The organism is Streptomyces turgidiscabies Car8 (assembly GCF_000331005.1).
Taxonomy (GTDB): domain Bacteria; phylum Actinomycetota; class Actinomycetes; order Streptomycetales; family Streptomycetaceae; genus Streptomyces; species Streptomyces turgidiscabies.
In genome coordinates this window covers 1-20,529 of the sequence record NZ_AEJB01000114.1, presented here as the reverse complement: position 1 = coordinate 20,529, position 20,529 = coordinate 1, and the positions used below count along the sequence as shown (strand labels likewise).

General features: G+C 67.3%; 23 protein-coding genes. 13 read left to right on the top strand and 10 right to left on the bottom strand.

The features are described from left to right. Positions 1-12: 12 nt before the first annotated feature. On the bottom strand, positions 13-909 hold the full coding sequence (locus tag STRTUCAR8_RS53240) for a hypothetical protein (RefSeq protein ID WP_048818723.1): 897 nt from the start codon (positions 907-909) through the stop codon (positions 13-15). 361 nt (positions 910-1,270) lie between these two features. On the opposite strand from STRTUCAR8_RS53240, the gene STRTUCAR8_RS06640 reads away from it, so the two are divergent. Next, a complete protein-coding gene (locus STRTUCAR8_RS06640; RefSeq protein ID WP_006374741.1) occupies positions 1,271-1,522 on the top strand; it encodes a hypothetical protein in 252 nt (83 codons plus the stop codon). Between the two features lie 119 nt (positions 1,523-1,641). Here the strand turns inward: STRTUCAR8_RS06640 and STRTUCAR8_RS55080 are convergent, their stop codons facing one another. From STRTUCAR8_RS55080 to STRTUCAR8_RS06615, 5 genes are all read right to left on the bottom strand, one after another. Then, positions 1,642-1,776, bottom strand: coding sequence for a hypothetical protein (locus STRTUCAR8_RS55080; RefSeq protein WP_006374712.1), 135 nt, complete (start codon positions 1,774-1,776; stop codon positions 1,642-1,644). Positions 1,777-1,904: 128 nt separating this feature from the next. Next, entirely contained in the window at positions 1,905-2,348 is a 444-nt protein-coding gene (locus STRTUCAR8_RS06630; RefSeq protein WP_006374733.1) for a hypothetical protein, read from the bottom strand. A 382-nt stretch (positions 2,349-2,730) separates the two neighbouring features. Further along, positions 2,731-3,015, bottom strand: coding sequence for an Imm50 family immunity protein (locus STRTUCAR8_RS06625; RefSeq protein ID WP_048818720.1), 285 nt, complete (start codon positions 3,013-3,015; stop codon positions 2,731-2,733). Then, complete coding sequence (locus STRTUCAR8_RS06620; RefSeq protein ID WP_006374761.1) at positions 3,012-3,563, bottom strand: Imm50 family immunity protein; 552 nt, start codon at positions 3,561-3,563, stop codon at positions 3,012-3,014. The genes STRTUCAR8_RS06625 and STRTUCAR8_RS06620 overlap by 4 nt, the downstream gene beginning before the upstream one ends. Before the next feature lie 290 nt (positions 3,564-3,853). Beyond that, positions 3,854-4,147, bottom strand: coding sequence for a DUF6881 domain-containing protein (locus STRTUCAR8_RS06615; RefSeq protein WP_006374717.1), 294 nt, complete (start codon positions 4,145-4,147; stop codon positions 3,854-3,856). Between the two features lie 108 nt (positions 4,148-4,255). Between STRTUCAR8_RS06615 and STRTUCAR8_RS06610 the strand changes: the two genes are divergently transcribed. From STRTUCAR8_RS06610 to STRTUCAR8_RS06580, 7 genes are all read left to right on the top strand, one after another. After that, positions 4,256-4,924, top strand: a complete 669-nt coding sequence (locus STRTUCAR8_RS06610) for a hypothetical protein (protein ID WP_006374737.1) — start codon at positions 4,256-4,258, stop codon at positions 4,922-4,924. Between the two features lie 160 nt (positions 4,925-5,084). Continuing rightward, entirely contained in the window at positions 5,085-5,744 is a 660-nt protein-coding gene (locus tag STRTUCAR8_RS06605; RefSeq protein ID WP_006374730.1) for a hypothetical protein, read from the top strand. Continuing rightward, positions 5,732-6,769 (top strand): hypothetical protein, encoded by a 1,038-nt coding sequence (locus tag STRTUCAR8_RS06600; RefSeq protein ID WP_006374725.1) that lies wholly within the window; start codon positions 5,732-5,734, stop codon positions 6,767-6,769. The genes STRTUCAR8_RS06605 and STRTUCAR8_RS06600 overlap by 13 nt, the downstream gene beginning before the upstream one ends. A gap of 163 nt (positions 6,770-6,932) precedes the next feature. After that, positions 6,933-8,492, top strand: a complete 1,560-nt coding sequence (locus tag STRTUCAR8_RS53960; RefSeq protein WP_234372510.1) for a putative adhesin — start codon at positions 6,933-6,935, stop codon at positions 8,490-8,492. A 14-nt stretch (positions 8,493-8,506) separates the two neighbouring features. Further along, positions 8,507-8,926: a hypothetical protein gene (locus tag STRTUCAR8_RS06590; RefSeq protein WP_006374763.1), complete on the top strand. Its 420-nt coding sequence runs from the start codon at positions 8,507-8,509 to the stop codon at positions 8,924-8,926. A gap of 10 nt (positions 8,927-8,936) precedes the next feature. Next, the gene (locus STRTUCAR8_RS49395; protein WP_078507132.1) at positions 8,937-9,398 is read left to right on the top strand and encodes a DUF4279 domain-containing protein; all 462 of its coding nucleotides are present in this window, start codon (positions 8,937-8,939) and stop codon (positions 9,396-9,398) included. Between the two features lie 22 nt (positions 9,399-9,420). After that, positions 9,421-10,065 (top strand): hypothetical protein, encoded by a 645-nt coding sequence (locus STRTUCAR8_RS06580; protein WP_044471740.1) that lies wholly within the window; start codon positions 9,421-9,423, stop codon positions 10,063-10,065. 50 nt (positions 10,066-10,115) lie between these two features. Here the strand turns inward: STRTUCAR8_RS06580 and STRTUCAR8_RS06575 are convergent, their stop codons facing one another. Continuing rightward, entirely contained in the window at positions 10,116-10,628 is a 513-nt protein-coding gene (locus STRTUCAR8_RS06575; protein WP_006374747.1) for an ATP-binding protein, read from the bottom strand. Between the two features lie 153 nt (positions 10,629-10,781). Between STRTUCAR8_RS06575 and STRTUCAR8_RS06570 the strand changes: the two genes are divergently transcribed. The 4 genes from STRTUCAR8_RS06570 (at position 10,782) to STRTUCAR8_RS06555 (ending at position 13,949) form a co-directional block, all read left to right on the top strand. After that, on the top strand, positions 10,782-11,633 hold the full coding sequence (locus tag STRTUCAR8_RS06570) for a helix-turn-helix domain-containing protein (RefSeq protein ID WP_006374713.1): 852 nt from the start codon (positions 10,782-10,784) through the stop codon (positions 11,631-11,633). 11 nt (positions 11,634-11,644) lie between these two features. Further along, the gene (locus tag STRTUCAR8_RS06565) at positions 11,645-11,836 is read left to right on the top strand and encodes a hypothetical protein (protein ID WP_006374745.1); all 192 of its coding nucleotides are present in this window, start codon (positions 11,645-11,647) and stop codon (positions 11,834-11,836) included. Between the two features lie 107 nt (positions 11,837-11,943). Next, positions 11,944-12,456, top strand: a complete 513-nt coding sequence (locus STRTUCAR8_RS06560) for a SigE family RNA polymerase sigma factor (RefSeq protein WP_006374759.1) — start codon at positions 11,944-11,946, stop codon at positions 12,454-12,456. A gap of 182 nt (positions 12,457-12,638) precedes the next feature. Next, complete coding sequence (locus STRTUCAR8_RS06555) at positions 12,639-13,949, top strand: hypothetical protein (protein ID WP_006374740.1); 1,311 nt, start codon at positions 12,639-12,641, stop codon at positions 13,947-13,949. Positions 13,950-13,998: 49 nt separating this feature from the next. Here the strand turns inward: STRTUCAR8_RS06555 and STRTUCAR8_RS06550 are convergent, their stop codons facing one another. From STRTUCAR8_RS06550 to STRTUCAR8_RS06540, 3 genes are all read right to left on the bottom strand, one after another. Beyond that, complete coding sequence (locus STRTUCAR8_RS06550; protein WP_006374715.1) at positions 13,999-15,378, bottom strand: Nramp family divalent metal transporter; 1,380 nt, start codon at positions 15,376-15,378, stop codon at positions 13,999-14,001. A 90-nt stretch (positions 15,379-15,468) separates the two neighbouring features. After that, positions 15,469-15,975, bottom strand: coding sequence for an ATP-binding protein (locus STRTUCAR8_RS06545; protein ID WP_006374731.1), 507 nt, complete (start codon positions 15,973-15,975; stop codon positions 15,469-15,471). Between the two features lie 125 nt (positions 15,976-16,100). Continuing rightward, a complete protein-coding gene (locus tag STRTUCAR8_RS06540; RefSeq protein WP_006374710.1) occupies positions 16,101-18,617 on the bottom strand; it encodes an ATP-binding protein in 2,517 nt (838 codons plus the stop codon). A gap of 302 nt (positions 18,618-18,919) precedes the next feature. Between STRTUCAR8_RS06540 and STRTUCAR8_RS06535 the strand changes: the two genes are divergently transcribed. Beyond that, positions 18,920-20,278: a M14 family metallopeptidase gene (locus tag STRTUCAR8_RS06535; RefSeq protein WP_006374734.1), complete on the top strand. Its 1,359-nt coding sequence runs from the start codon at positions 18,920-18,922 to the stop codon at positions 20,276-20,278. Positions 20,279-20,529: the final 251 nt, after the last annotated feature.

Here is a 20,529-nt window from a genome sequence, read left to right as displayed (position 1 = left end):
CTTCTACGTCTCTTACGTCGTACCTCGGGGCAGTTCTCGTACTGTTGTTCCTGTTGCTCCTGCCGGGGTTCCTGCCCGTTCGAGGGCCGCGGGAAGCTCCGGAGGCGGGGCGAGTGGTGCGGCGCAGAATCCGCAGCGGTCCCCGATGAGTTCGAGGCCGCACCAGTGGCACTCCTCGCGGCGTACGGAGGAGACCAGTTGGTAGAGCACGGAGACGTCGTGCAGTCCAGCCGCGAACTCGACGATCTTCCCGGTCCCCCACCAGCGCGGGGACTCCGCGGGCAGCGGCACGGGGGCGACTCCCTGCACCCGCCAGGCGGGGGCGAGGGTCGAGGTGACCCAGTCGGAGGGCGCCTGCCCCTGCGCGACGAGCAGCCGCGTCCCGAACTCGGGCCCGGCCAGCTCCTCCTGGCCCACCCGTACGAGCTGGGCTCGCGGATTGGCCAGTACGGCGAACTGCGCGCCCGGCACCCAGGACTTGGCGTGCGACTTCAGCGACACGGGCACCCGGTCGAGCTTGGCGACGGAGCCGAGGTGGGCGCCCGCGTAGATGTAGTGGGCGAGCAGCCGGGCGGAGGAGGCCAGCACCCCGGGGCTGAAGTCACACATGGAGAGCTGCCTCAACTGCTGGGCGAGCAGGGCGAGTCCGAGGGGCGGCAGATCGACGGCGAGCAGCGCGATCCGGTCGCTCTCCAGGACGGAACGCACGGTGTGCAGCCGCCGGGTGAGGGCCGTGTCCGTGGACGCCGGGTAGAGGGCGATGACGTACCCGTGCTGCTCGACGAGCGTGTGCATCCCCACGAGAGCGCCGTCGAGGCTGTCGAGGGACGGGACGGCGGCGGGCGGGGTCTGCCGGTCATGCGGTGGGAGCACCAGGTCGGAACTGGTGACGGCTATCGCGGTCGGCACGCTGCACACCACCCCGTTCACTGCGACGGGGTGGTCGGCCACCGCCTCAGATCGCCCCTGTGACGTCCTCTTGCATCAGCACCTTATCCACGGCATGGCCCGCTCAACACCGAATCTTCTAGATCAACTAACGGAAGGTGGAGCTTGATCGACGGAGAGTGAGGCGAATATGCCACAAGTCGGGTGCCGGGGAGGGTAGTTGATGAGGCATCCACACCGAAGCCGATGACCCCTGCGGGGGCAGGTCTGCAAGAATTCTTCACACCTTCGACCACTTCGACAACTTCACGATTTAAACCTCGTCAGCGGAACTGTGGCCTCCATCACAGCGCGCGGGGTTCACACCTGATCCACTGCCCGGATGATCGGTCTGATACTCCGCGTCCTGCCCTGGTACGTCCGCGAACCCCTGGCCATCTCCATGTGCCTCACCCTCAGCGGCGCCTCCTTCTACTGGACCGTCCAGGACGGAGGGTGGGCCAGATTCGGCTTCGGCGTCCTGTTTCTCGCCATCGCGGTCCTCCGGGGGTTCATCCTCAGAGGGGAGTTGAGATCCTGGCGGGCGGGTAGACAGCCCACGACACAACCGAAATCCGCGGAAGCCGCACAGTGATCCACTGAGATCCCCTGAGATCCCCTGAGATCCCCTGAGGGCAGCGCTTCGACCGGCCCTCGGCAACGGCGCCGGTCTCTCAGACGTACAGCCTGGCGGTGGCGAACTCGACGAGTTCGTCAACCTCCCGTCTCCCGTGGTGTGCCGTTCCGGGTGTTCCACTCGGCGACGAACCAGGCGCCGTGCCATTCGGCACGCCATACATCGCCGTGCCGGTTCTCGAACTCGACGAAGCTCCCGGTTCCGCCCTCCATCAGCCGCAACTCCTCCACAAGCCGCACCGGCTCTGTGAGCCCCCGTCCGGGATTCGTACTCCTGCCCCGGGTCCGCGTGTTGGCGTATCGCATCTTCAGGAAGGGGAGGTGCTCCCGGCCTAGATGGTTCAGGCGCAGCATGCGGTACCGGGTAATGGCCTCGTCGAGCGTTTCGTCGCCGGAGAACTCGCAGGAGTACGCCGGAAAGGCCAGCCGGACGTGGGGGGGGTCAGGTCCGAATTCTCCACGCGGTAGAAGCGGTGGACCTCGGACGCGATGCCGACGACCGCGTCGAAGCGATGTCCGGCGGGCAATTCGAAGCCGTCGAGCGAGCCCGGAAAGGGATTACGGGCGAAGAGTGCGTCCTCTTGATCGCGGGCGAAGCGGAGGGTACGGACGGCGAGGTCCTGGTCGTAGGAGTTACGGCCGCTCAGTTGGAGCAGCCGCTTCCCGTCGGCGGACAGCGCCCCCGCGAAGTCGATTCCGGGAGCCGGCGACCAGTGCCAACTGTCAGGCAGGCCGGGAAGCGGCTCCACGCCACGGAAGCCCGCGACTACGGCGCGAATGTCCATGAGTCCTCCGTGATCACGTACTCAGCTGCATGAGTATCCGTCCCCGAATTCCTGGCCGACCTTCCCTGCCCAGCGCTGAACCACGGGCTGCGTGAGATCGTGAGGTTGGGGAGGCGGAAGAACCTTGGCGATCCCTTTCGAGCTCGTGGTGACCTTCGGCGACGACGCCGAGGCGCGACCGAGCTGGGGCATCAACTCCTCGCACTGCGCGCGCAGTTCCGGGGATACGTCGCCGCCATGGTCGGCTGGGATCCGGAAATCATTCCTGGACCCCGCTGAGCTCAAACGCGAGTGGTCGGACGAACCGACCGACGGCAGCCTTCCCGGGCTCGTGCTGTGCGACAGGCTGCACGAGGAGCTTGACCTGAGCGCCGACCATGCTTCATGCCGCTTCACTTGCCCGCCGATAGGCGCGCGTTCTGGCCAGCCGGACCGCAGACGCACGGAACGTGACACCGGATTCCTCCGACCCCAGGGCTACTTCGAAGAGCCCTCCGCCGATGACGGACAAGTCGAACGCCCCGGCCTCAGGAGGCCCCCAGCCCGTGACCCGGAGACCTTCCACATCGGCGAAGACAAGGTAGAAATCGAAGGAGTTGAAGCCCTTTCCCGCCCATTCAGCGAGCGGATTCACGGGGAAGCTCCTGGTGTCGAACCCCAGAGTCACCGAGTCTTCGCGCTCGTCGATGTGCAGGTAGAAGAGGTCGCACGCACCGGGCGGAGGCGGGGTATCGCCGTACAGCCGGTCGCGGGGAGGGATGTGTACCGTCGAGCATCGAGCTTGCTCGCGAAGATGTGCGGCCCGTTGTCCGCTCCCTCGGCCTCGGTTTTGAACGCGCTCACGTGACTGACACGTACGGACTCGCTGCAGTCGAATCGGAGTTCAACGCCGTGACCGACTACGGTCACCCTCATACGACGCTCACTGCCCGTCGGAGCCATCTCGACGTCTGCGACGGTCGGCGGATCCCAGGCGGTGAGGGAGATGTTCTCCACTGCCAGGAACTGGAATTGGCACTGCACCGTATCCATCCCAGCGTCGACCCACTTCTGTGGCGCCGAACCCGGGAAAGAGGGCAGGTCGATTCGGAGCGTCACCGTGGGCCCTCGCCAGTTCAAATTGACCGACCTGATCCTGACCTCGTTCAGGTTCGGGACATGTCCGTAGAGCGAATGGAGCATCTCCGGATTCACGAGGAAATCGTCATCGGTCATAAAAAATGTGTTCCTTGGCGCCGGCTATCTGCCCATGGCGACTCTCGTAGGGTCTCAGGTGCACACACGAGGGTTTTCCCGTTCGCGACGTCGTCGGCGAAGTCATACAGCGTACGGGGGAGTTGGCGGAAGCGATCCGGGTCGCCCCGGCGGTGGGACCTTGTTCAGGTCCAGTACATGCCAGTCCGGCGGACGATACACAGCCATCCCGCAATCCCCGTCCTACGCACCACAGCGACAGCAGTCGTACCCGTACACACGCGAAACTACTAGCCCGTCGCGAGCCGCGCCTAGGATTTTGTCCCAGCTGGCCAGCACGCACTCTGCCACTCCGTCTCGAATTCCTGACGGGTGATCACGACAGCCTCGAATTCGGGCTGGGCAATCACGTCTTTGATAGGCCCCACCGGCACCGTGCCGAGGCTGATCTCCTCGGAGTCGTGGAGATCATCAGCCTTCAGCTTGCGCCCGTCCCGGTACTGGTAAACCTTTCGGACCTCGTATCCGTCGTCGCCGATCTCGTTGTAGATCCTGGTCGCCTCGGACTGGAAATCGTGCAGCCAGTCCACCTTCCAGTAGTCCATGTCCTCAAATCCTCCACTTACGACCAGCGGGTCCTCGGGCCGTGTCAGTCCGATGGCCCCGCTACGGTATGGGTTTTGCCAGCACATCTGTCTCACCGGGAGTCCACTGTGAAGCGCCATGCTCCGCCCGTCGCTGCCACGTTCGTCGCGACGGCCGCACTGCTGATGGCCGCGTGCGGTGGCAGCGACGGCGAGTCGGCATCGACTGACGACGGCAAGGCCACCGGGGCCGCACCCACGGGTGAAGCGTCCCCCTCGCGTACGGCATCGTCCGCCGACTCGGCCGTCGCCACTGCCCGACCGGAGATCGAGCTGCCATCGGACCTGTCGTACGTCTTCGACTGGCCCAGGACCGGCGACACGGACAAGGACGCGGTCCTGGCCGACAGCGAGCAGTCCATCAAGGCCGTCGACCTCGCGATCGTGAACCAGGACGCGCTCGACAAGGCGTACCTCTACTACTACGAGGGGGAAGCAGCCGCCGGTACAGAGAAGTTCATCCAGAACTACGTGGACCACAAGGCGGGCATCACTGGCGCCTACCGCTTCTACTCGCCCGTCGTAGCCGTCGATGACGACGGGACGGCCTCGCTCAGGTACTGCGAGGACCAAGGGAAGGCATTCGTCAAGTACTTGGAGACCGACAAGGTCGAGGAGACCGAGGTTTCCGCGAAGAGCTACGTGGCGTACAGCACGTCGCTCAGGAAGAACAGCAACGGCATCTGGGTCATCCTGAAGATGAACTCTCAGACTGGGAGCGCCAGGTGCCAGCCCTGACACCAGGCAGACCCTGGAGGCTTCCGGTCCTGATGGCCGTCCCCGGACGGGTCCGGTCTTTGCCGTTGCCACAGCGCAACCTTGGCAGCCTGGCGGAACCACCGGTCTCACCGATAGCGTCTTGATTTTGCTAGCACATCTGTCTCACGGGGAGTTCACTGTGAAGCGCCGATCTTTGCCCGTTGCTGCCGCGCTGGTCGCGTCCGCTGCCCTGCTACTGACCGCCTGTGGCGGCGACGACGGCGAGTCGAAGGACAACGACAAGATCGCCGGGGCCGACACCGGCGAGACCTCGGCATCGCCGACGGCGTCCGCCTCCGCATCGGCCGCCTCCGCCGACCGGCCGAAGATCGAGCTGCCGGCGGATCTGACCTACACCTTCGAGTGGCCCAAGACGGGCGACAAAGACAAGGACGCCGCCCTCAGCGACAGCGAGCAGTTCCTCAAGGCCGTGGACATGGCGATCGCCGAGCAGAACCCGTTGCACAAGGCGTACCTGTACTACTCCGAAGGCGAGGCAGCAGCCGGGAGTGAAAGGTTCATCCAGGGGTTCGTGGACCGCAAGGGCCGCATCACCGGCGCCAAGCGGTACTTTGACGCCAGGGTGAACGTCAACAGTGACGGTACAGCTGGCCTTGTCTACTGCGAGGACCAGAGCAAGGCGTACGACAAGAGCCTCACGACCGGCAAGACCAATGTGACCGCGGCGTCCAAGGACAGCTACGTCCTGTACAGCAGCCAACTGCGCATCAATAAGCACGGTATTTGGGTAACACAGACGCTGACATCAGAGCGGGGGAGTTCCGTATGCCAGCCCTGACGTACCGAACATTTCGAGGCCCGGCAGTTATCGCCTTCACCGCGGGGGTTCTACTCCTGTGCCCTGCGCAGGCGTTCGCCACTTACGGAGACGGTGACACCAACGGCACCGAGACCGTGGAAGGCGGCCAGGACGGCCAGAACCTCTCCGCAACCGCCGGAGCCGTCGTCTACGACCGTTCCAAGAACGGGTCCGGGCAGTCGGCCGGTCCGGTTGCTGCCACCACGTCCTGGACGCCGCCTGCTTGTTGGTATGCGCCGACGTATTCACCCGCGGAGTTGCAGAAGGTCAAGGAGCCGGTCTGGGAAGCGGGGTCCACAGGCTACGAGTGGGATGCCGAGCAGCGGAAGAAGTACCTCAACGAGGACGATCACTCGAAGGACTTCAACAAGGACAAGACCGGCAAGGGCTACTGGTGGGGGTCCTACGTCAACAAGTCCTATCCGCCGGGCTGGGACGCCTGCAAGGAGGACTACTTCTGGGTGGACACCGGCGCCGCACCGCCCGCCAACATCCAGAACGTCATCACCCCCGAGATCCTCGCCGGACTCGCCTACAACGAGATCCGCGTACCGGGCACCAAGGTGACCCTCGCCCCCGCCGGTGGCACCAAGGTCAACCTCCCCACCTGGGCCTGGCTCGACGCGGCCCAGTTCAAGCCGGTGTCCGTGACCGCGTCCGTCCCGGTGCTCAACATGGAGGCGACTACCGTCGCCGAGCCCGTCTCCCTGCGGATCGAGCCCGGTACCGCCGACGCGCAGGTCTACCCCGCGTCCGGTGTGTGCACGTTCGTCAACGGGCGGATCGGGGAGCCGTACGCCACCGGGAAGGCGGGCCAGACCCCGACCTGCGGTGTGAAGTACCTGCGCTCGTCAGGCAACGGTTCATACGCGCTCCGCGCCACCATCACCTGGAAGATCCACTGGACCGGCACCGGCGTCAACGCCCCGCAGGCGCTGCCCGACGGTGAGTTCGGGGCCGAACAGGCTGTCGTCGTTCAGGAGATCCAGGCCGTCAATCGCTAAGAGGTGCCTATGGGGGCCAGGTACGCCCCCATAGGTCCCGGCGGCGCGACAAAGCGGTGCGACTAATTCGGACGTACTGCGTCCAGCCAACTACCGCTGACCTAGCAGGTGTTGACGGGGGAAACACGTGTCGCAACGCCCTGCCGACTGGCACATACTCGATTTGGACAAGGACCCCACTCCGGGCGATCCCCAGCGCATTCGCAAGCTGGCCGGTACCTTGCACGACTTCGCCGACGACGTCTCCGAAGCCCTGAGAGCCTTCAAGGGGCTGGCCAAGGAAGACGAGATGATCTCCTGGGCGGGCAGGACGGCGGAGGTCTTCGCCGAGGAATTCGCTGACGCCCCGGGCAGGTTGAAGAAGCTCAAGAAGTCGTACGACATCGCCGGCGATGCCCTGTCCTCCTTCTGGCCTGACTTGGAGTACGCGCAGGACAAGGCCGACAAGGCACTGCGGGACGGCCGTGCGGCTCACGCCGACCTCGCCACCGCGCGGACGGCTCTGTCAGGCGCCGACGACTGGGTTCGTACGGCAACCGCGAAGTCGGACTCCTACGATCCGGACAGGACTGGCGGCGGCGCCAAGAACGTGCCCCCGCCAGATGAGGCCGAGGTGCGCCGCGCCACGCGCAACGCCCAGCATGCCAAGGCGAAGCAGTCCGCCGCCCAGCGCGACGTCGGCGCTGCCCAGAGCGCCCTGGACGCGGCGAAGAAGCTCGCCAATCAGGCAAAGGGTCTGCGCGAAGAGGCCGCCCGTCGCACGGTCAAGAAGCTGGAGGAGGCCTCCGACGCCGGCATCCCCAACCGTCACTGGTGGGAGGAGATCGGCGACTGGGTCACCGACAACTGGGACGAGATCGTCACGGTCTGCAAATGGGTCGTGACCGTCCTCGGGATCATCGTGATGATCATTGGCGGGCCGCTGGGGTGGCTGGTGTTCGCAGCGGCGCTCGTGGTCCTTGCTGACACCGTCAGAAAAATGCACAACGGGACAGCTGGCTGGGGTGATCTCGCCTGGGCACTGCTGGACTGCATACCGGCTACGAAGGGCTTCACCAGCCTCGCCAAGATCGGCAAGCTGTGGAAGGTGGGCGGCCTACGCGCCCTCGGTGCCGGATTCATGGGCGGGATCGGTGGCGGGCTGAAGAACCTGGCGAACGGCGCCCGCAATCTGGGCGGATCCGCCAGAAATATATTTCGCGGATTTGACGGATCCTGGCTCAGCAGAGTCGCATCCCGCGGATCCGGAAACCCGCTGCCTTCCGCGGAGCAAATCAAAGACGCGCTACGGAACCTCAATCCACAACTTTCCAAGAACACCTATACGTCCGAACAAGGTCATTACTACGCCACTCGCGTCTTCCAAGGCGGGAGAACCGATGAGGCGGTGTTCGCGGGTCATGGTTTCCTTGAGGAAGGAGCTGGTACGTTCACTGTCCCCGAGGGTACATCCGTCTCATTCTATGTGAACCACGGCGAACAGCTTCCCGGCCTGGACGGATTGGCAGTTGAAGCCGGCGTCTATCCTGGCAGTGCACTTCAAACGGCTCAGGCAGGAGACGTTGTACCGAATTACACGCTGGCGGCACCTTCGGCTTCGATGGGCAGGAGTTTCAGCGTATTCGAAAATTCGCTCACCGTCGCGGAACGAGCGAAGATATCCGACCTCCTGCAGACCGGCATGGGGAATGTACACTGGGCTGCGTGCCGTGAGATCGTATAAAGGACGTGCATGCTATGGAATTTGACTACCAAGAAGGCCCCTGGGTCGAAACCGACGTGAGCCTGGTCATCCAGAAGCCCGATCTGGATGGGGACTTCGTCTCACGATCCATTCCCGTGCCACCGACATCCCTTCGGAGTTCCCCGACTGCTGGCGACCAGAGAAACGGTGGGGCCGAGAACGGCCTGTGGATTCTCACCATCCACAAAAGGCTGCCCGGCGGAGTCGGCGACCAGTTGGTTGCACTTCTCGACGAGATCGAACCTCACCGCTCCGGGATCCGCCTTCTCGTCTCTCAGGGATATGAGATCAGCATCAGGATCTTCGGCTTCGTCGGCCGTGGAAGCACCTTCGCCCTGAGTCCCGGCCTCGTCGGAAGAGTCGCAGGCCTGGGCATCCCTCTGGCCATCGCCCCGCACACGAGTGATCGATAGCGAACCCATCATGGAAATGACTAATTCATGGGGTGCTCCCCAAGTCGCCCTACTCATCACCCGGCCGAACCTGCGTCCCGAGCAGATCACAGAGAAGCTTGGAATGTCGCCAAGCTTCTCCAGTGAAGGCCCGTCGAATTCGGACTTCCGTAGCGGTGAAAGCTGCTGGAGCATCCAGGTCACCGGAGACGGCGGTCAGCGCTATGACGAGTTGTTCGAAGAGCTGTTCACCAAAATCTCCCCAGCCCGCCAGGCGATCCTGGAACTGCATCGCGGGGGATACACGGTGCAGTTGCATGTGAGCGGCCACGTGCGGGGAAAATCCCGGACTCACCTCTCCTCGGCCGTGCTGTCGCACATCGCCGCCTGGGAGTTGCCGGTCTGCCTCACCACCGATACCGATCCGCCGGCTCGTTCCGAGGACGATCTGGACTGGCTGCCCGCTGCCGACGGTTCCCACCGAGACCGATGAGGCGAGAGGAACGGAACGCCAGATGAGCCGTAGCGCTGCGACCACGCCCGTAGGGACCACACCCGTGGGGGTGTCCTTGTCCGTCCCTGATTCCTGGTGGGAGTTCGACATCCGCCCCGAGGGCCGGGAGTCCACCGTCCGGGCCCTCGTCGACGAACGCGTCCGCGAGGTCCCCGAACTCGCCCCCTACCGCTCCGACCTCGCCGCCATGCTCCGTAAGATGGCCAAGGACGCTCACGATTCCGGCGCCGTCTACCTGGGCTGCATGGCCGAGAACTTCGACGGCGTACCTCTCTCCGCAACCGTCACGGTTTCCGTCCTCGGCGCGAAGAACAAGCAGGGCGCCACCCTGTCCACCGACCCCCGCGCCATCGCCGACAACCTGCGTACCATCACGCCCCGCCGCGAAGGAGACGCGTGGCGGACGGTCACCACCGTCGACATCCTCGAAGTGGGTACGGTCGCGCGGACGTTCGGGGTCGAGGACGTGCCCGTTGCCGAGGGCGACAGCCGTACCCTGCGGATGGCTCTCACCCAGACGTACATTCCCATCCCGGGGAGCACAGACCAGGTCGTCCTTGTCTCCGGTGCCAGCCCTGTCCTGGACCTCGCCGAGGCGTTCCACGACATCTTCGACGCGGTGACCAGCACGTTCCGTTTCGTCTGAGGAACGGTTCGAGGCCGGGCAGGTAGTCGTCGCTCAGGAGATCCAGGCCGTCAATCGCTGAGTGCCCCTTTCCCCCGACCGTACTTCGCCGCCGTCGCTCGCGGCAGTGTCGCCCACATCCGCGTCCCGCCGCCGGGTTCACGGGACGCGCCGAAGCCCCAGTCGCCCTCACACGCCCGGCATACGCAGGCCAGGACCCGGAGGGAGGCTCGGCGGCGGGTGTCGCACGCTGCCGCAAGGTTCGGTTGGGTGTGGGGCGGGTGGCTGTCGTAGACGATCACCCGGAGGGTGCCGGAGCGGTAGCGGAGGGCTAGGTAGAAGTCCATCGACTCGGTGAACTGACATGCCGTCGCGGTGAGTTCGGAGACCGCTTGCAGGGCCGGGTCCAGCATGTCCGCCAGGTCGTGGGCCCGCAGGAACGCGGTTGTCGCCGCCCTCGCCATCGCCGGGCTCGCGAGTGCGGCCGGGAGGGTCAGGCTGTAGCGGAGGGTTTCGGGAGTGGGGCGAGTGGGGTCCGCCGGGAAAGCGGGGGCGGCTGGGCAGCGGGAGTTGGGGGCGGGCATGACAGGACTCCTCATCCATGGGTAACGGATTGGTTACCCAACGTAGCGTGAAAGGTGGTTAATGAACCAGGCAGTTTGAGAAATTGACCCGTACGTGGCTCGCTGATGTCCGATGACGGCAAACTGCTGCCGACGTATAGGGGAAGGAACGGCATGCCACCGAGGACGACACCCACCGAACGTCAGAAACGTCTGGGCAGCGAACTGCGCAGGATGCGGACGGCGGCGGGGATAACAGCGGACCAGGCTGCCGGACTTCTCGGCCTCGACCGGGCGAAGATCTCCAACATCGAGACGGGTATCCGCACCATCAGTTCCGACCGGCTGCGCACCCTCGCCTGCAACTGCGACTGCTCGGACGAGGCTTACGTGGAGGCCCTGGTGAGCATGGCTCAGCCACGTGGGCGAGGCTGGTGGGAGCGTTACCGGGGCTCGCTCGCCCCGGGGTTGCTCGACATCGCCGAGCTGGAGTGCGACGCGGTGCGGATGCGTACCGCCCACATCGCGCACATTCCCGGCCTGCTCCAGACAAGCGACCATGCCCTCGAACTCTTCAGGGCCGTGCTGCCGCCACTGCCTGCGCACGAGGTCGCCCTGCGGCTCGCGTACCGCGTGGAGCGACAGCAGGTCCTCGAAGCCGAGAATCCACCCGAGTACGTCGGCGTCGTGCACGAGGCGGCGCTGCGCATGCAGTTCGGCGGGCCCGGCGTCGCTCGCGCCCAGCTGGAGCATCTGCTCACCGTGTCCGAGCGTCCTGCCGTACGGCTGTTGGTCATTCCGTTCGTCGCCGGTACCTTTCCCGGCGCCGGGCAGACCGTCAACTACCTGGAGGGCCCTGTCCCCCAGCTGGACACCGTTCAGGCCGACAGCACCCACGGGCCGGAGTTCCTGAGCGAGGAAGCGCAGTTGGCCAAGTACCGTACCCACCTGGACTGGCTGGAGCGCATCGCCCTCTCGGCGGCCGCCTCCCGCGAATTCATCCGGGACATCGTCAACAGCCTTTGAGGAGACGTCCGATGGCCGACATCACCTGGGAAGAGCCCTTCTGCGGCGAGGGAGCGAGTTGCTTCCGCCTGGGAACCGACTCCACCGGTAACGCCTACATATCCGTAGCCGGCGCCGAGGACAGCTACCTCACCGACACCCGGGAAGCGCTCCGTACGCTCATCCGCGACATCAAGGCCGGCAAGGCTGACCACCTCCTCTGACCCTCTCCCTTGAGCTCTGCAACATTTCCCCCCGCCCACCGCGTCAGTGAGGTGAAGGCAGTTCACGCGCGGCCGATGTCGGTGTGCCGCAGGGGTAGGGGGAACGTATGAGAAAGGTCCGCTCGGACGAGTACGCGGAGTTCGCGGCGGCGCGCGCCGGGCATCTGTATCGCTCCGCGTGTCTGCTGACCGCCGGGGACACGTACCTCGCCGAGGACCTGGTGCAGGAGACGCTCGGGCGGTTGTACGTCAACTGGGGGCGCGTCTCCCGGGCCAGCAACCCGGCGGGGTATGCGCAGACCGTGCTCACCCGCACCTTTCTCACGCATCAGCGGCGCCGCAGCAGTAGCGAGCGTGCCACCGACGTGCTGCCCGAGTCGGCCGTGCCCTCCGCCGGAACCGACGTGACCATGCGGCTCACCCTGGTCGAGGCGCTCGCCCAACTCCCGCCCAAGGACCGGGCGGTGGTCGTCCTGCGCTATTGGGAGGACCGTTCCATCGAGGAGACGGCGGGCGCGATGAACGTCACCTCGGGCGCCGTACGCTCCCGTTGCCTCCGTGCCCTCGCCCGGCTGCGCGTCCTCCTCGGTGAGGAACTCGGTGAGTACGCGGTCCGTTGAGGCCCGTCACCGCTACCCGGCCCCGGCTCCCCCTCCGGGCCATCAGCTCCTCTTCCCGGCCTCGGGCTCCCCTTCCCGGCCCCGGGCTTTCCTTCCCCCGCCCCGAGCTCACCTCCCCTCGCCGGACACTCCTCCCGTTCCGGTACACAATTGCCCCTACACAGCAGAAGTGGTGGTTCGTCATGTCCGTTGAACATCGAGACGACCAGTTCGAGGACCGGCTCGGCGCCGCACTGCGCAACGCCGGTGGTGCCTTCGACGCCGATCGTGCCGCCCTCGTCGCCGGGGGCGAGACCCGGGGGCGCCGGCTCCGTACGCGCCGCCGGACCGCTGTCGTGAGCGGCGCCGCCGCGATCGCGCTGGTGGGGGTGGGCGGCGCACTGATCACGCCCTGGGGCGGAGACGGGAGCGGACAGCGGTCCGCGGGGGCCACCGGAACGACCGTCGGACCCGGTGACGCCACCGGCACACCCAGCGGCGCATCCACTGGCACGGCCGACTCGCCCACCCTCTCCGGCGACCAACTGCTCAGCACCCTCAAGGAGTTGCTGCCCGAGGGCAAGCTCAGTGAGGAGTCCGCGCGGGGCACGGACTCGAAGCACGGCCCGTCCGTGTACGCCGTGTTCGACGACGGGAAGGGCGCAGGGGCTCTTTCCCTCGGCTTCGGACGCGTCGCCCCCGGGAGCGCCCAGGCCCGGCAGGCGACCGAGTGCCCGGACACGGCGTTCGTCCCGTACGACGACTGTGCGAGGAGCACGCTGCCCGGCGGCTCGGCGCTCATGATTCTCAAGAGGTACGAGTACGCGGACCGCCACATCGACACGAAGCTGTGGACGGCGACCCTCGTCACGCCGGACGGGGGGCAGGTGACGATGAGCGAGTGGAATGCCGCCGCCGAGAAGGGCGCCCCCGTCAGCCGCCCCGAACCTCCTTTGTCGAGCGCCCAGTTGAAGACACTCGTCACCGATCCCGCCTGGCTCAAGGTCGTCGACACCCTTCCAGAGGCTTCGCCGTCGCAGGAGTCCCCGGCCACACCTCCCGGCGCCGGGACCGCCACCCTCCTGACGACGCTCACCGGGCTGCTCCCGAAGGGGCAGGGTCTCCGCGTCGTCCGCAAGAGCGACGAGGGGACCGAGTACGGGTACGTCGTCGTCGACGACGGCAAGGGTGAGAGCTTCGTCCAGGTCAATGTGCAGCCCAACATGCAGGACGTCGAGGACCAGCTCTTCGGTGAGGGTTCGGGCGCGGTGACCCTGCCCGACGGCATCAAGGTCGTCGTCCGGCAGGGCCCCGGCGACGACAAGGGCAGGGGGCTCGTCATGCGGACCGCCGACGCCTACTGGCCCGACGGTCTGAGGGTGGTCGTCAGCGCCTTCAACTCCGCCAGCCAGGTCACCGGCCCGACCCGCGAGAACCCCGCCCTGACCCTCGACCAGCTCAAGGCGATCGCCACCGACTCCAAGTGGCAGCAGCTGCAGCCGGTTCCCAACTGAGCCTCCGTCACAGGGCAGGGGCCTCAGAGAGACAGAGGAACCGGAGAACTCAGAAGAACTCCGACCACGGCTGGTCCCAGATCTGCTTCACGCACAGCACCAGGAAGAGCAGGCCCGCGATCACCAGCATCGCGTTGCTCAGCAGCCGGTTGCGCCATTCGGCGGGCGTGCGGGAGGAGTTGAGCAGGACCAGCAGTGTGCCGGCCAGGAAGGGGAGGAAGGCCGCGCCCAGGACGCCGTAGAGGATGATCAGGCGGAAGGGCTGGCCCTGGAAGAGCAGGACGATGGGCGGGAAGGTCAGCCACAGCAGGTACGCGCGGAACGGCCAGGACCGTTCGCGGGTGCCGGAGGCGACCTCCTCGCCCGTCGTCCGGGTGCCGCGGAAGCGTTCCACGAAGTCGGCGAACATCAGGCTCACGCCGTGCCAGACGCCGATCAGCGAGGTGTAGGAGGTGGCGAAGAAGCCGATCAGGAAGAACTTCGCGGTCGCCGAGCCGTACTTGTCCGCCAAAATGTCGCTCAGCTGGATCAGGCCCTTGTCGCCGCTCGCGATCGCCACGCCTGCCGAATGCAGCAACTCCGCGCCCACGAACAGCATCGACACCACGAAGATGCCCGTCGTCACGTACGCGACCCGGTTGTCGAGGCGCATCACCTTCATCCAGCCGGTGTTGGTCCAGCCCTTCGCATTGACCCAGTACCCGTACGCCGCAAGGGTGATGGTGCCGCCCACACCGCCGACCAGGCCCAGCGTGTTGAGGATCGAGTCCTTCTCGTCGGGGAGCACGGGCAGCAGGCCGGCGAAGGCGTCCCCGAGGTTGGGGGTGACCCGGATCGCCAGATAGACCGTGACGACGAACATCACGCCCACCAGCACGGTCATGACCTTCTCGAAGACCTCGTACTTGTTGAACCAGACGAAGACCAGGCCCGACAACCCGCACAGGATCGCCCACCACTTGAGGTCCATGACGTCCGGGAACAGCGCCTGCAGCGGGAGCGCGCTCGACGACATCGCCGCCGCGCCGTAGACGAAGCCCCAGATCACGACGTACGCGACGAAGAAGTACGTCGTCCAGCGGCCGAGGCTCGCCCAGCCGTCGAAGAGGGTGCGGCCGGTGGAGAGGTGCCAGCGGCCGGCCGCCTCGGCGAGGGAGATCTTCACCAGACATCCCAGTACGGCGGCCCACAGGAGGGTGTAGCCGAAGTTGCTGCCCGCGATGAGTGTCGCCACCAGGTCACCGGCGCCGACACCGGTCGCGGCGACCACGATGCCGGGCCCGATGTACTTCCAACTGGACTTTCGGGGAGCCGAGTTGGGACTTGCGAGGTTGGGGGCGACCGTGGCTTTCGTGTCGGCCGTGGACCCTGTCGCCCCTGGTTCGTTTGCTTCTGTGGAGTTTCCTGTGGTGTCCGCCATGTACGTCAAGAAAGCGCAAAGGGGCTGGTCGCACAAGAGGGCGTTCCGGAGCCGGACGGTGGACGGCCGGGGCATCCGGCGTCCGGAACACGCGGGCCGCTACGGCTGTCGCCGACCACAGCCGTCGGACCCGCAGGTGCCGAGCTCGAACCACACGGTCTTGCCCGGCCCGTCCTGGTGGCAGCCCCAGCGCCTCGCGAGCGCGTCCACCAGGAACATTCCCCGGCCGCTCTCCCCGGTGCCCGCACACAGCACTTTCGGAGTACTGCGGCCGGTGTCGGTGACCTCGCAGCGCAGGACACCGTGCGACGCCGACAGGGTGAGCCGGAACCGGCTCGCCGCGTGCAGCACCGCGTTGGTGACCAGCTCACTGACGAGGAGCTCCGTCACGTCGACGAGGTCGTCCCAGGATTCGTCGTCCCAGGCGGTCGGGCCCCACTTCTCCAACTGACCGCGCACCTCCGCCCGCGCCTCGCGGGCGGCGGTGGGCCGCGGGTCGTACTCGACGCTCAGATGGCCTGCCCCCAGAGGGGGTTGGGGGTAGGAGCCGTACCGAGGGACGGGAACCGGGACATGTCCCCCGGAGCCACCGGAGAGTTGCAGCATGCCTTCAGGATCGCCTCCGCGAACGCCCCCGCGCGCGGGGAGAAATACCTGTTTTCCGCCCAGATCTTCAAGCCCGCACCTCCGTAGGAGGGGGTGGTCACCGATGCGTCGTCATCCGTGCGTCGTCACCGGTGCGTCGTCACCCAGGCCGCGATCTGGGTGCGGTTCGCGAGGTTGAGTTTGCCGAGGATGTGTTCCACGTGACCCTCGGCGGTACGGCGGGCGATCACCAGGCGGTCGGCGATCTGCTGGTTGGCGAGGCCCTCGGCGACGAGCGCGGCGACCTCGGTCTCCCGGCGGGTCAGACTCGTTCCGGAGTTGGAGCCGGAGCCGAGGCCACTCAAGCACCCAGTGCCGGACGGCGGTTCGGGTTGCCCTCCTGCCGACTCCCCTTCCCGCAGGGCGTACTTGACGATCCCGGCGAGGCCAAGACTCTCCCCCCGGCGGTACGCCCGTTCGTACGCCCGGCGCCCGAGGGCCTCGCGTGCCCGGGTCTCACCGTCCTGCCGCACGGAGTCGGAGTCCGAGGAGGTGGACCGGACGCGGTCGGCGCCGCCGAGGAGGACGGCGGCCCGATCGTGGGCGTGGTGGCGGGCGGTCGCGGCGAGGGCGAGCAGGTCCAGGGCGGGGGCGATGCCGAGGAGGTCGTGCAGGATGTGCCCGGTGCGCAGTGCCTCGCGGGCGGCCGGTTCGGCCCGGCGCCAGTCCCCGCGGACGCTGTGAGCGAGGGCGAGCGCCCGCAGGACGCCTGAGCGAACCCACTGCTCGCCGTACTCCTCGCACACGCGCAGGGCGTTCTCGCAGACGGCGACGGCCCGGTCCGCCTCGCCCAAGGCGGCCAGTGCGGTGGCCAGTTGCACCCGTTCGAGCCCGGCGAGGCTCGCATGGCCGCCGGTTACGGGTCCCTGCGCCACGGCGTCCTCGAAGTACCGCAGGGCAGCGGCGGGTTCACCTCCGAGGAGCCGGCCGACCCCGACGACGTATCCGGCATGCGCTGCCTCGGCGGCGTCCCCGAGTCGCCCGGCGAGGGCGAGCGCCTCCTCGGCCCGCAGCCGTCCCCGGGCATGTTCCTCCGGCGACGTGGAGAGCAGCCCGAGCAGGCCGGAAACCCACAGTGCCCGGGCCCGTTCCCTGCTGGGCCCGGGGTTCGCTTCCAGGGCGCGGTCGAGCCAGTACCGGCCCTCGCCGGATGCGCCGCACGCGTACCAGTGGAACCAGAGGGTGCCGGCGAGCCGGAGGCCGGCCCGGGCGTCCTCGGGGGCGCACCCGCCTGGCTCCGTACCCGAACCCGAACCCGAACCCGAACCCGAACCCGAACCCGAACCCGCTTCGAGGCTGAATGCCAGCGCCGCGCGCAGACCGGCCCGGTCGGCGTGGAGGCGGGCGGTCGTGCGCGGTTGGTCCGGGCCGAACCAGGCACGTTCGTACGCCGACGCCCGGGTCTGTGTCCAGTCGCGGTGCCGGAGCCGGGCGGCCCGTTCCGCACCGGGCCGCTGCCTCAGCCGGCCGAGGCCGTACTGCCTGAGGGTGTCGAGCAGGCGATACCGTACGCCACCGTCGGGGCCCGGTTCCCGGCTCAGTACGGACTTGGCGACCAGCCCGGTCACGGCCTCCAGGACGTCGGCGGTACCGTCCCCGCACACCGCCTCGGCCGTCTCCAGGTCGAAGTCTCCGGCCAGCACGGAGGCCCGCGCCCAGACCAACCGCTCATCCGGCGTGCACAGTTGGTGGCTCCAGTCGATCGTGGCCCGCAGGGTGCGGTGGCGGGGGTGGGCGGGGGTGTGGGCGGGCGGTTCGTCGACGACCGGCTCGTCCGAGTCGTGCAGGTCGCTCAGGTCGGCCAGGTCCCCCGCGTGCGTCATGCGGGCCGCCGCCAGCTCGATCGCCAGGGGGAGGCCGTCGAGGCGGCGGCACAGGCGGGCCACGGCCGGGCGGTTGGCGGGGGTGAGGGTGAAGCCCGGGACGACCGCGGCGGCCCGGTCCGCGAAGAGGGCGAGGGCCGGGTGCCGGTGGGCCGGCGAGAGGTCGCCTTCAGGGTCCGGTACCGGCAACGGCCGTACGTCCAGCAGGTGTTCCTCCGTCAGGCCCAGACGGTGCCGGCTGGTGGCCAGGACCCGTACACCGGTGGTGCGTCGCAGAAGCGCGCCGACGACTTCGGCGCAGGCCCTGTGCAGGTGCTCGCAGTTGTCGAGGACCAGCAGGAGCCGACGCGCCCCCAGCTGATCGGCCAGAGGAGCCACGGCGTCAAGACGGTCCGGGGTGTTCGGGGTGTTCGGGGTGTTCGGGGTGTTCGGGGCATCCCAGAGGTTCGGGGAGTCCAGCGGCTTCGGCCACCCCCGCGTGGGATGGTCGTAGAGGCCCAGTGCCTCGGCCACGACCGCCGGTACGAGGTCCGGGTCGCTCACGTCGGCCAGGTGCGCGAACCGGACACCGTCCGGGAAGGCGCGGGACACTCGGTCCGCGACGCGTGCGGCGAGGCGCGTCTTGCCCACGCCGCCCGGCCCGGTCAGCGTGACGAGGCGGGCCCTGGCCAGCAGTGCGCGGGCTTCGGTCTGTTCGTCGCGGCGGTCGACGAAGCCGGCTGTCCCGACCGGCGGTCGGGCCGGTGACCGGCGATCCGTCCGTGGCGCTGATCCGCCCATGGTCGGTACCTTCCAACAGCCCCCGCCGAGGCAAACAGGCAGGTCACACGCACGTGTGCACTTGCGCGAGTGCCGCGACGGGCGGGCGCCGGTACGCGTATCCTCTGCGGCCCCCGCAGCACTTTCCGGCCCGTACGGCCGACCGGTTCACGCCATCACTCTTTATGCGCTCTTGACCTGCCCATGTCATGGCCGCACGATGGCGCCACACCCGCACCAGTCCGTCGCACGGAAGAACCACCCCCCGCTCCACTCCCCCACTTCCGGAGAACCCGGAACTCCCGGAGAAATCAGGAGACTTCATGCGACTTCGTATACGAGGCTCAGGTGTCCTCGGCGGCAGACGGTCCGCCGCCGCCCTCGGGCTGCTGTCCCTCGCCCTCGCCGTGGGCGTCGCCTCCACCACCCCCGACGCCACCGCGACCAGCGTCAAGCGCCCGGCGGCCTCGGCGGACGACATCCGCCAGTACGAGATCAACTTCGCGAACTCCACGTCCGACGTCCGCACCGACATCATGGCGTCAGGCGTGACCGTGGACGAGGCCGACGAGGAGACCGTCGTGGTCTCCGGCCGCGCCGACCAGGCCAGGAAACTGGCCCAACGCGGCTACGAGATAACCCTGTTGGGCTCGGCTCCGGACCGCTCAAGCAGCGCCGACGACGTACGGCTGCTCGACTTCCCCACGGCCGACTCCCGCTATCACAACTACGCGGAGATGACGACGGAGATCAACTCCCTCGTCGCGGCCAACCCCTCCATCGCCAGCCAGCGGGTCATCGGGACCTCCTACTCCGGCCGGAACATCGTCGCCATCAAGCTCAGCGACAACGTCGGCACCGACGAGGCCGAGCCCGAGGTGCTGTTCACCCACCACCAGCACGCACGCGAGCACCTCACCGTCGAGATGGCGCTCTATCTGCTGCGCAACCTGACCTCCACCTACGCCACCGACTCCCGGGTCAAGGCCATGATCGACTCCCGTGAGATCTGGATCATCCCGGACCTCAACCCGGACGGCGGCGAGTACGACATCGCGACCGGCTCGTACCGTTCGTGGCGCAAGAACCGCCAGCCCAACAGCGGTTCGTCGAACGTCGGCACGGACCTCAACCGCAACTGGAACTACCGCTGGGGCTGCTGCGGCGGTTCCTCCGGCTCGACCTCGTCGGAGACCTACCGAGGCGCCTCGGCCGAGTCCGCGCCCGAGGTCAAGGTGGTGGGCAACTTCGTCCGCAGCCGGGTCGTCGGCGGCGTCCAGCAGATCAAGACGGGTATCGACTTCCACACGTACAGCGAACTGGTGCTGTGGCCCTTCGGGTACACGACCGCCAACACCACGACGGGCATGACCCAGGACGACCGGGACGCCTTCGCCACCGTCGGCGGGAAGATGGCCGCGAGCAACGGCTACACGCCGGAACAGTCGAGCGACCTGTACATCACGGACGGTTCGATCGACGACTACCTCTGGGGCAGTCAGAAGATCTTCTCCTACACGTTCGAGATGTATCCGTCGTCCAGCTCGGGGGGCGGCTTCTACCCGCCCGACGAGGTGATCGACCGGGAGACGGCCCGTAACCGGGACGCGGTGCTGCAGCTGCTGGAGAACTCGGACTGCATGTACCGGTCCATCGGGAAGCAGGCGCAGTACTGCTCGTGATGGGTGACTGAGGTAGGGGGGGAACCAGCAAACGCACGACCACTCGACCGTTCGGACAGCTTTGTCATGAGGCCATCCTGCCCGATGGCCGCCCGCCCCTCATGCCGCTCTCAGTTCCTGACCGTCAGATGCAGCCAGCCGCCCCAAGTGCTCACGTACGTGGTGTCCTTGGCGCTGCGCACGTACTCCGCCCGCACCCGGAACTTCTGGTTCACCGCGTTGGTGAGGCTGAGCTGCGTCGCACCCACGCC

Excerpts from the sequence above, each read along its gene's own strand:
- STRTUCAR8_RS06640 (WP_006374741.1), top strand. The coding sequence starts at position 1,271 with ATGATCGGTCTGATACTCCGCGTCCTGCCCTGGTACGTCCGCGAACCC.
- STRTUCAR8_RS55080 (WP_006374712.1), bottom strand. The coding sequence starts at position 1,776 with ATGGAGGGCGGAACCGGGAGCTTCGTCGAGTTCGAGAACCGGCACGGC.
- STRTUCAR8_RS06630 (WP_006374733.1), bottom strand. The coding sequence starts at position 2,348 with ATGGACATTCGCGCCGTAGTCGCGGGCTTCCGTGGCGTGGAGCCGCTT.
- STRTUCAR8_RS06620 (WP_006374761.1), bottom strand. The coding sequence starts at position 3,563 with ATGACCGATGACGATTTCCTCGTGAATCCGGAGATGCTCCATTCGCTC.
- STRTUCAR8_RS06615 (WP_006374717.1), bottom strand. The coding sequence starts at position 4,147 with ATGGACTACTGGAAGGTGGACTGGCTGCACGATTTCCAGTCCGAGGCG.
- STRTUCAR8_RS06600 (WP_006374725.1), top strand. The coding sequence starts at position 5,732 with ATGCCAGCCCTGACGTACCGAACATTTCGAGGCCCGGCAGTTATCGCC.
- STRTUCAR8_RS06590 (WP_006374763.1), top strand. The coding sequence starts at position 8,507 with ATGGAATTTGACTACCAAGAAGGCCCCTGGGTCGAAACCGACGTGAGC.
- STRTUCAR8_RS49395 (WP_078507132.1), top strand. The coding sequence starts at position 8,937 with ATGGAAATGACTAATTCATGGGGTGCTCCCCAAGTCGCCCTACTCATC.
- STRTUCAR8_RS06580 (WP_044471740.1), top strand. The coding sequence starts at position 9,421 with ATGAGCCGTAGCGCTGCGACCACGCCCGTAGGGACCACACCCGTGGGG.
- STRTUCAR8_RS06575 (WP_006374747.1), bottom strand. The coding sequence starts at position 10,628 with ATGCCCGCCCCCAACTCCCGCTGCCCAGCCGCCCCCGCTTTCCCGGCG.
- STRTUCAR8_RS06570 (WP_006374713.1), top strand. The coding sequence starts at position 10,782 with ATGCCACCGAGGACGACACCCACCGAACGTCAGAAACGTCTGGGCAGC.
- STRTUCAR8_RS06565 (WP_006374745.1), top strand. The coding sequence starts at position 11,645 with ATGGCCGACATCACCTGGGAAGAGCCCTTCTGCGGCGAGGGAGCGAGT.
- STRTUCAR8_RS06560 (WP_006374759.1), top strand. The coding sequence starts at position 11,944 with ATGAGAAAGGTCCGCTCGGACGAGTACGCGGAGTTCGCGGCGGCGCGC.
- STRTUCAR8_RS06555 (WP_006374740.1), top strand. The coding sequence starts at position 12,639 with ATGTCCGTTGAACATCGAGACGACCAGTTCGAGGACCGGCTCGGCGCC.
- STRTUCAR8_RS06545 (WP_006374731.1), bottom strand. The coding sequence starts at position 15,975 with ATGCTGCAACTCTCCGGTGGCTCCGGGGGACATGTCCCGGTTCCCGTC.
- STRTUCAR8_RS06540 (WP_006374710.1), bottom strand. The coding sequence starts at position 18,617 with ATGGGCGGATCAGCGCCACGGACGGATCGCCGGTCACCGGCCCGACCG.
- STRTUCAR8_RS06535 (WP_006374734.1), top strand. The coding sequence starts at position 18,920 with ATGCGACTTCGTATACGAGGCTCAGGTGTCCTCGGCGGCAGACGGTCC.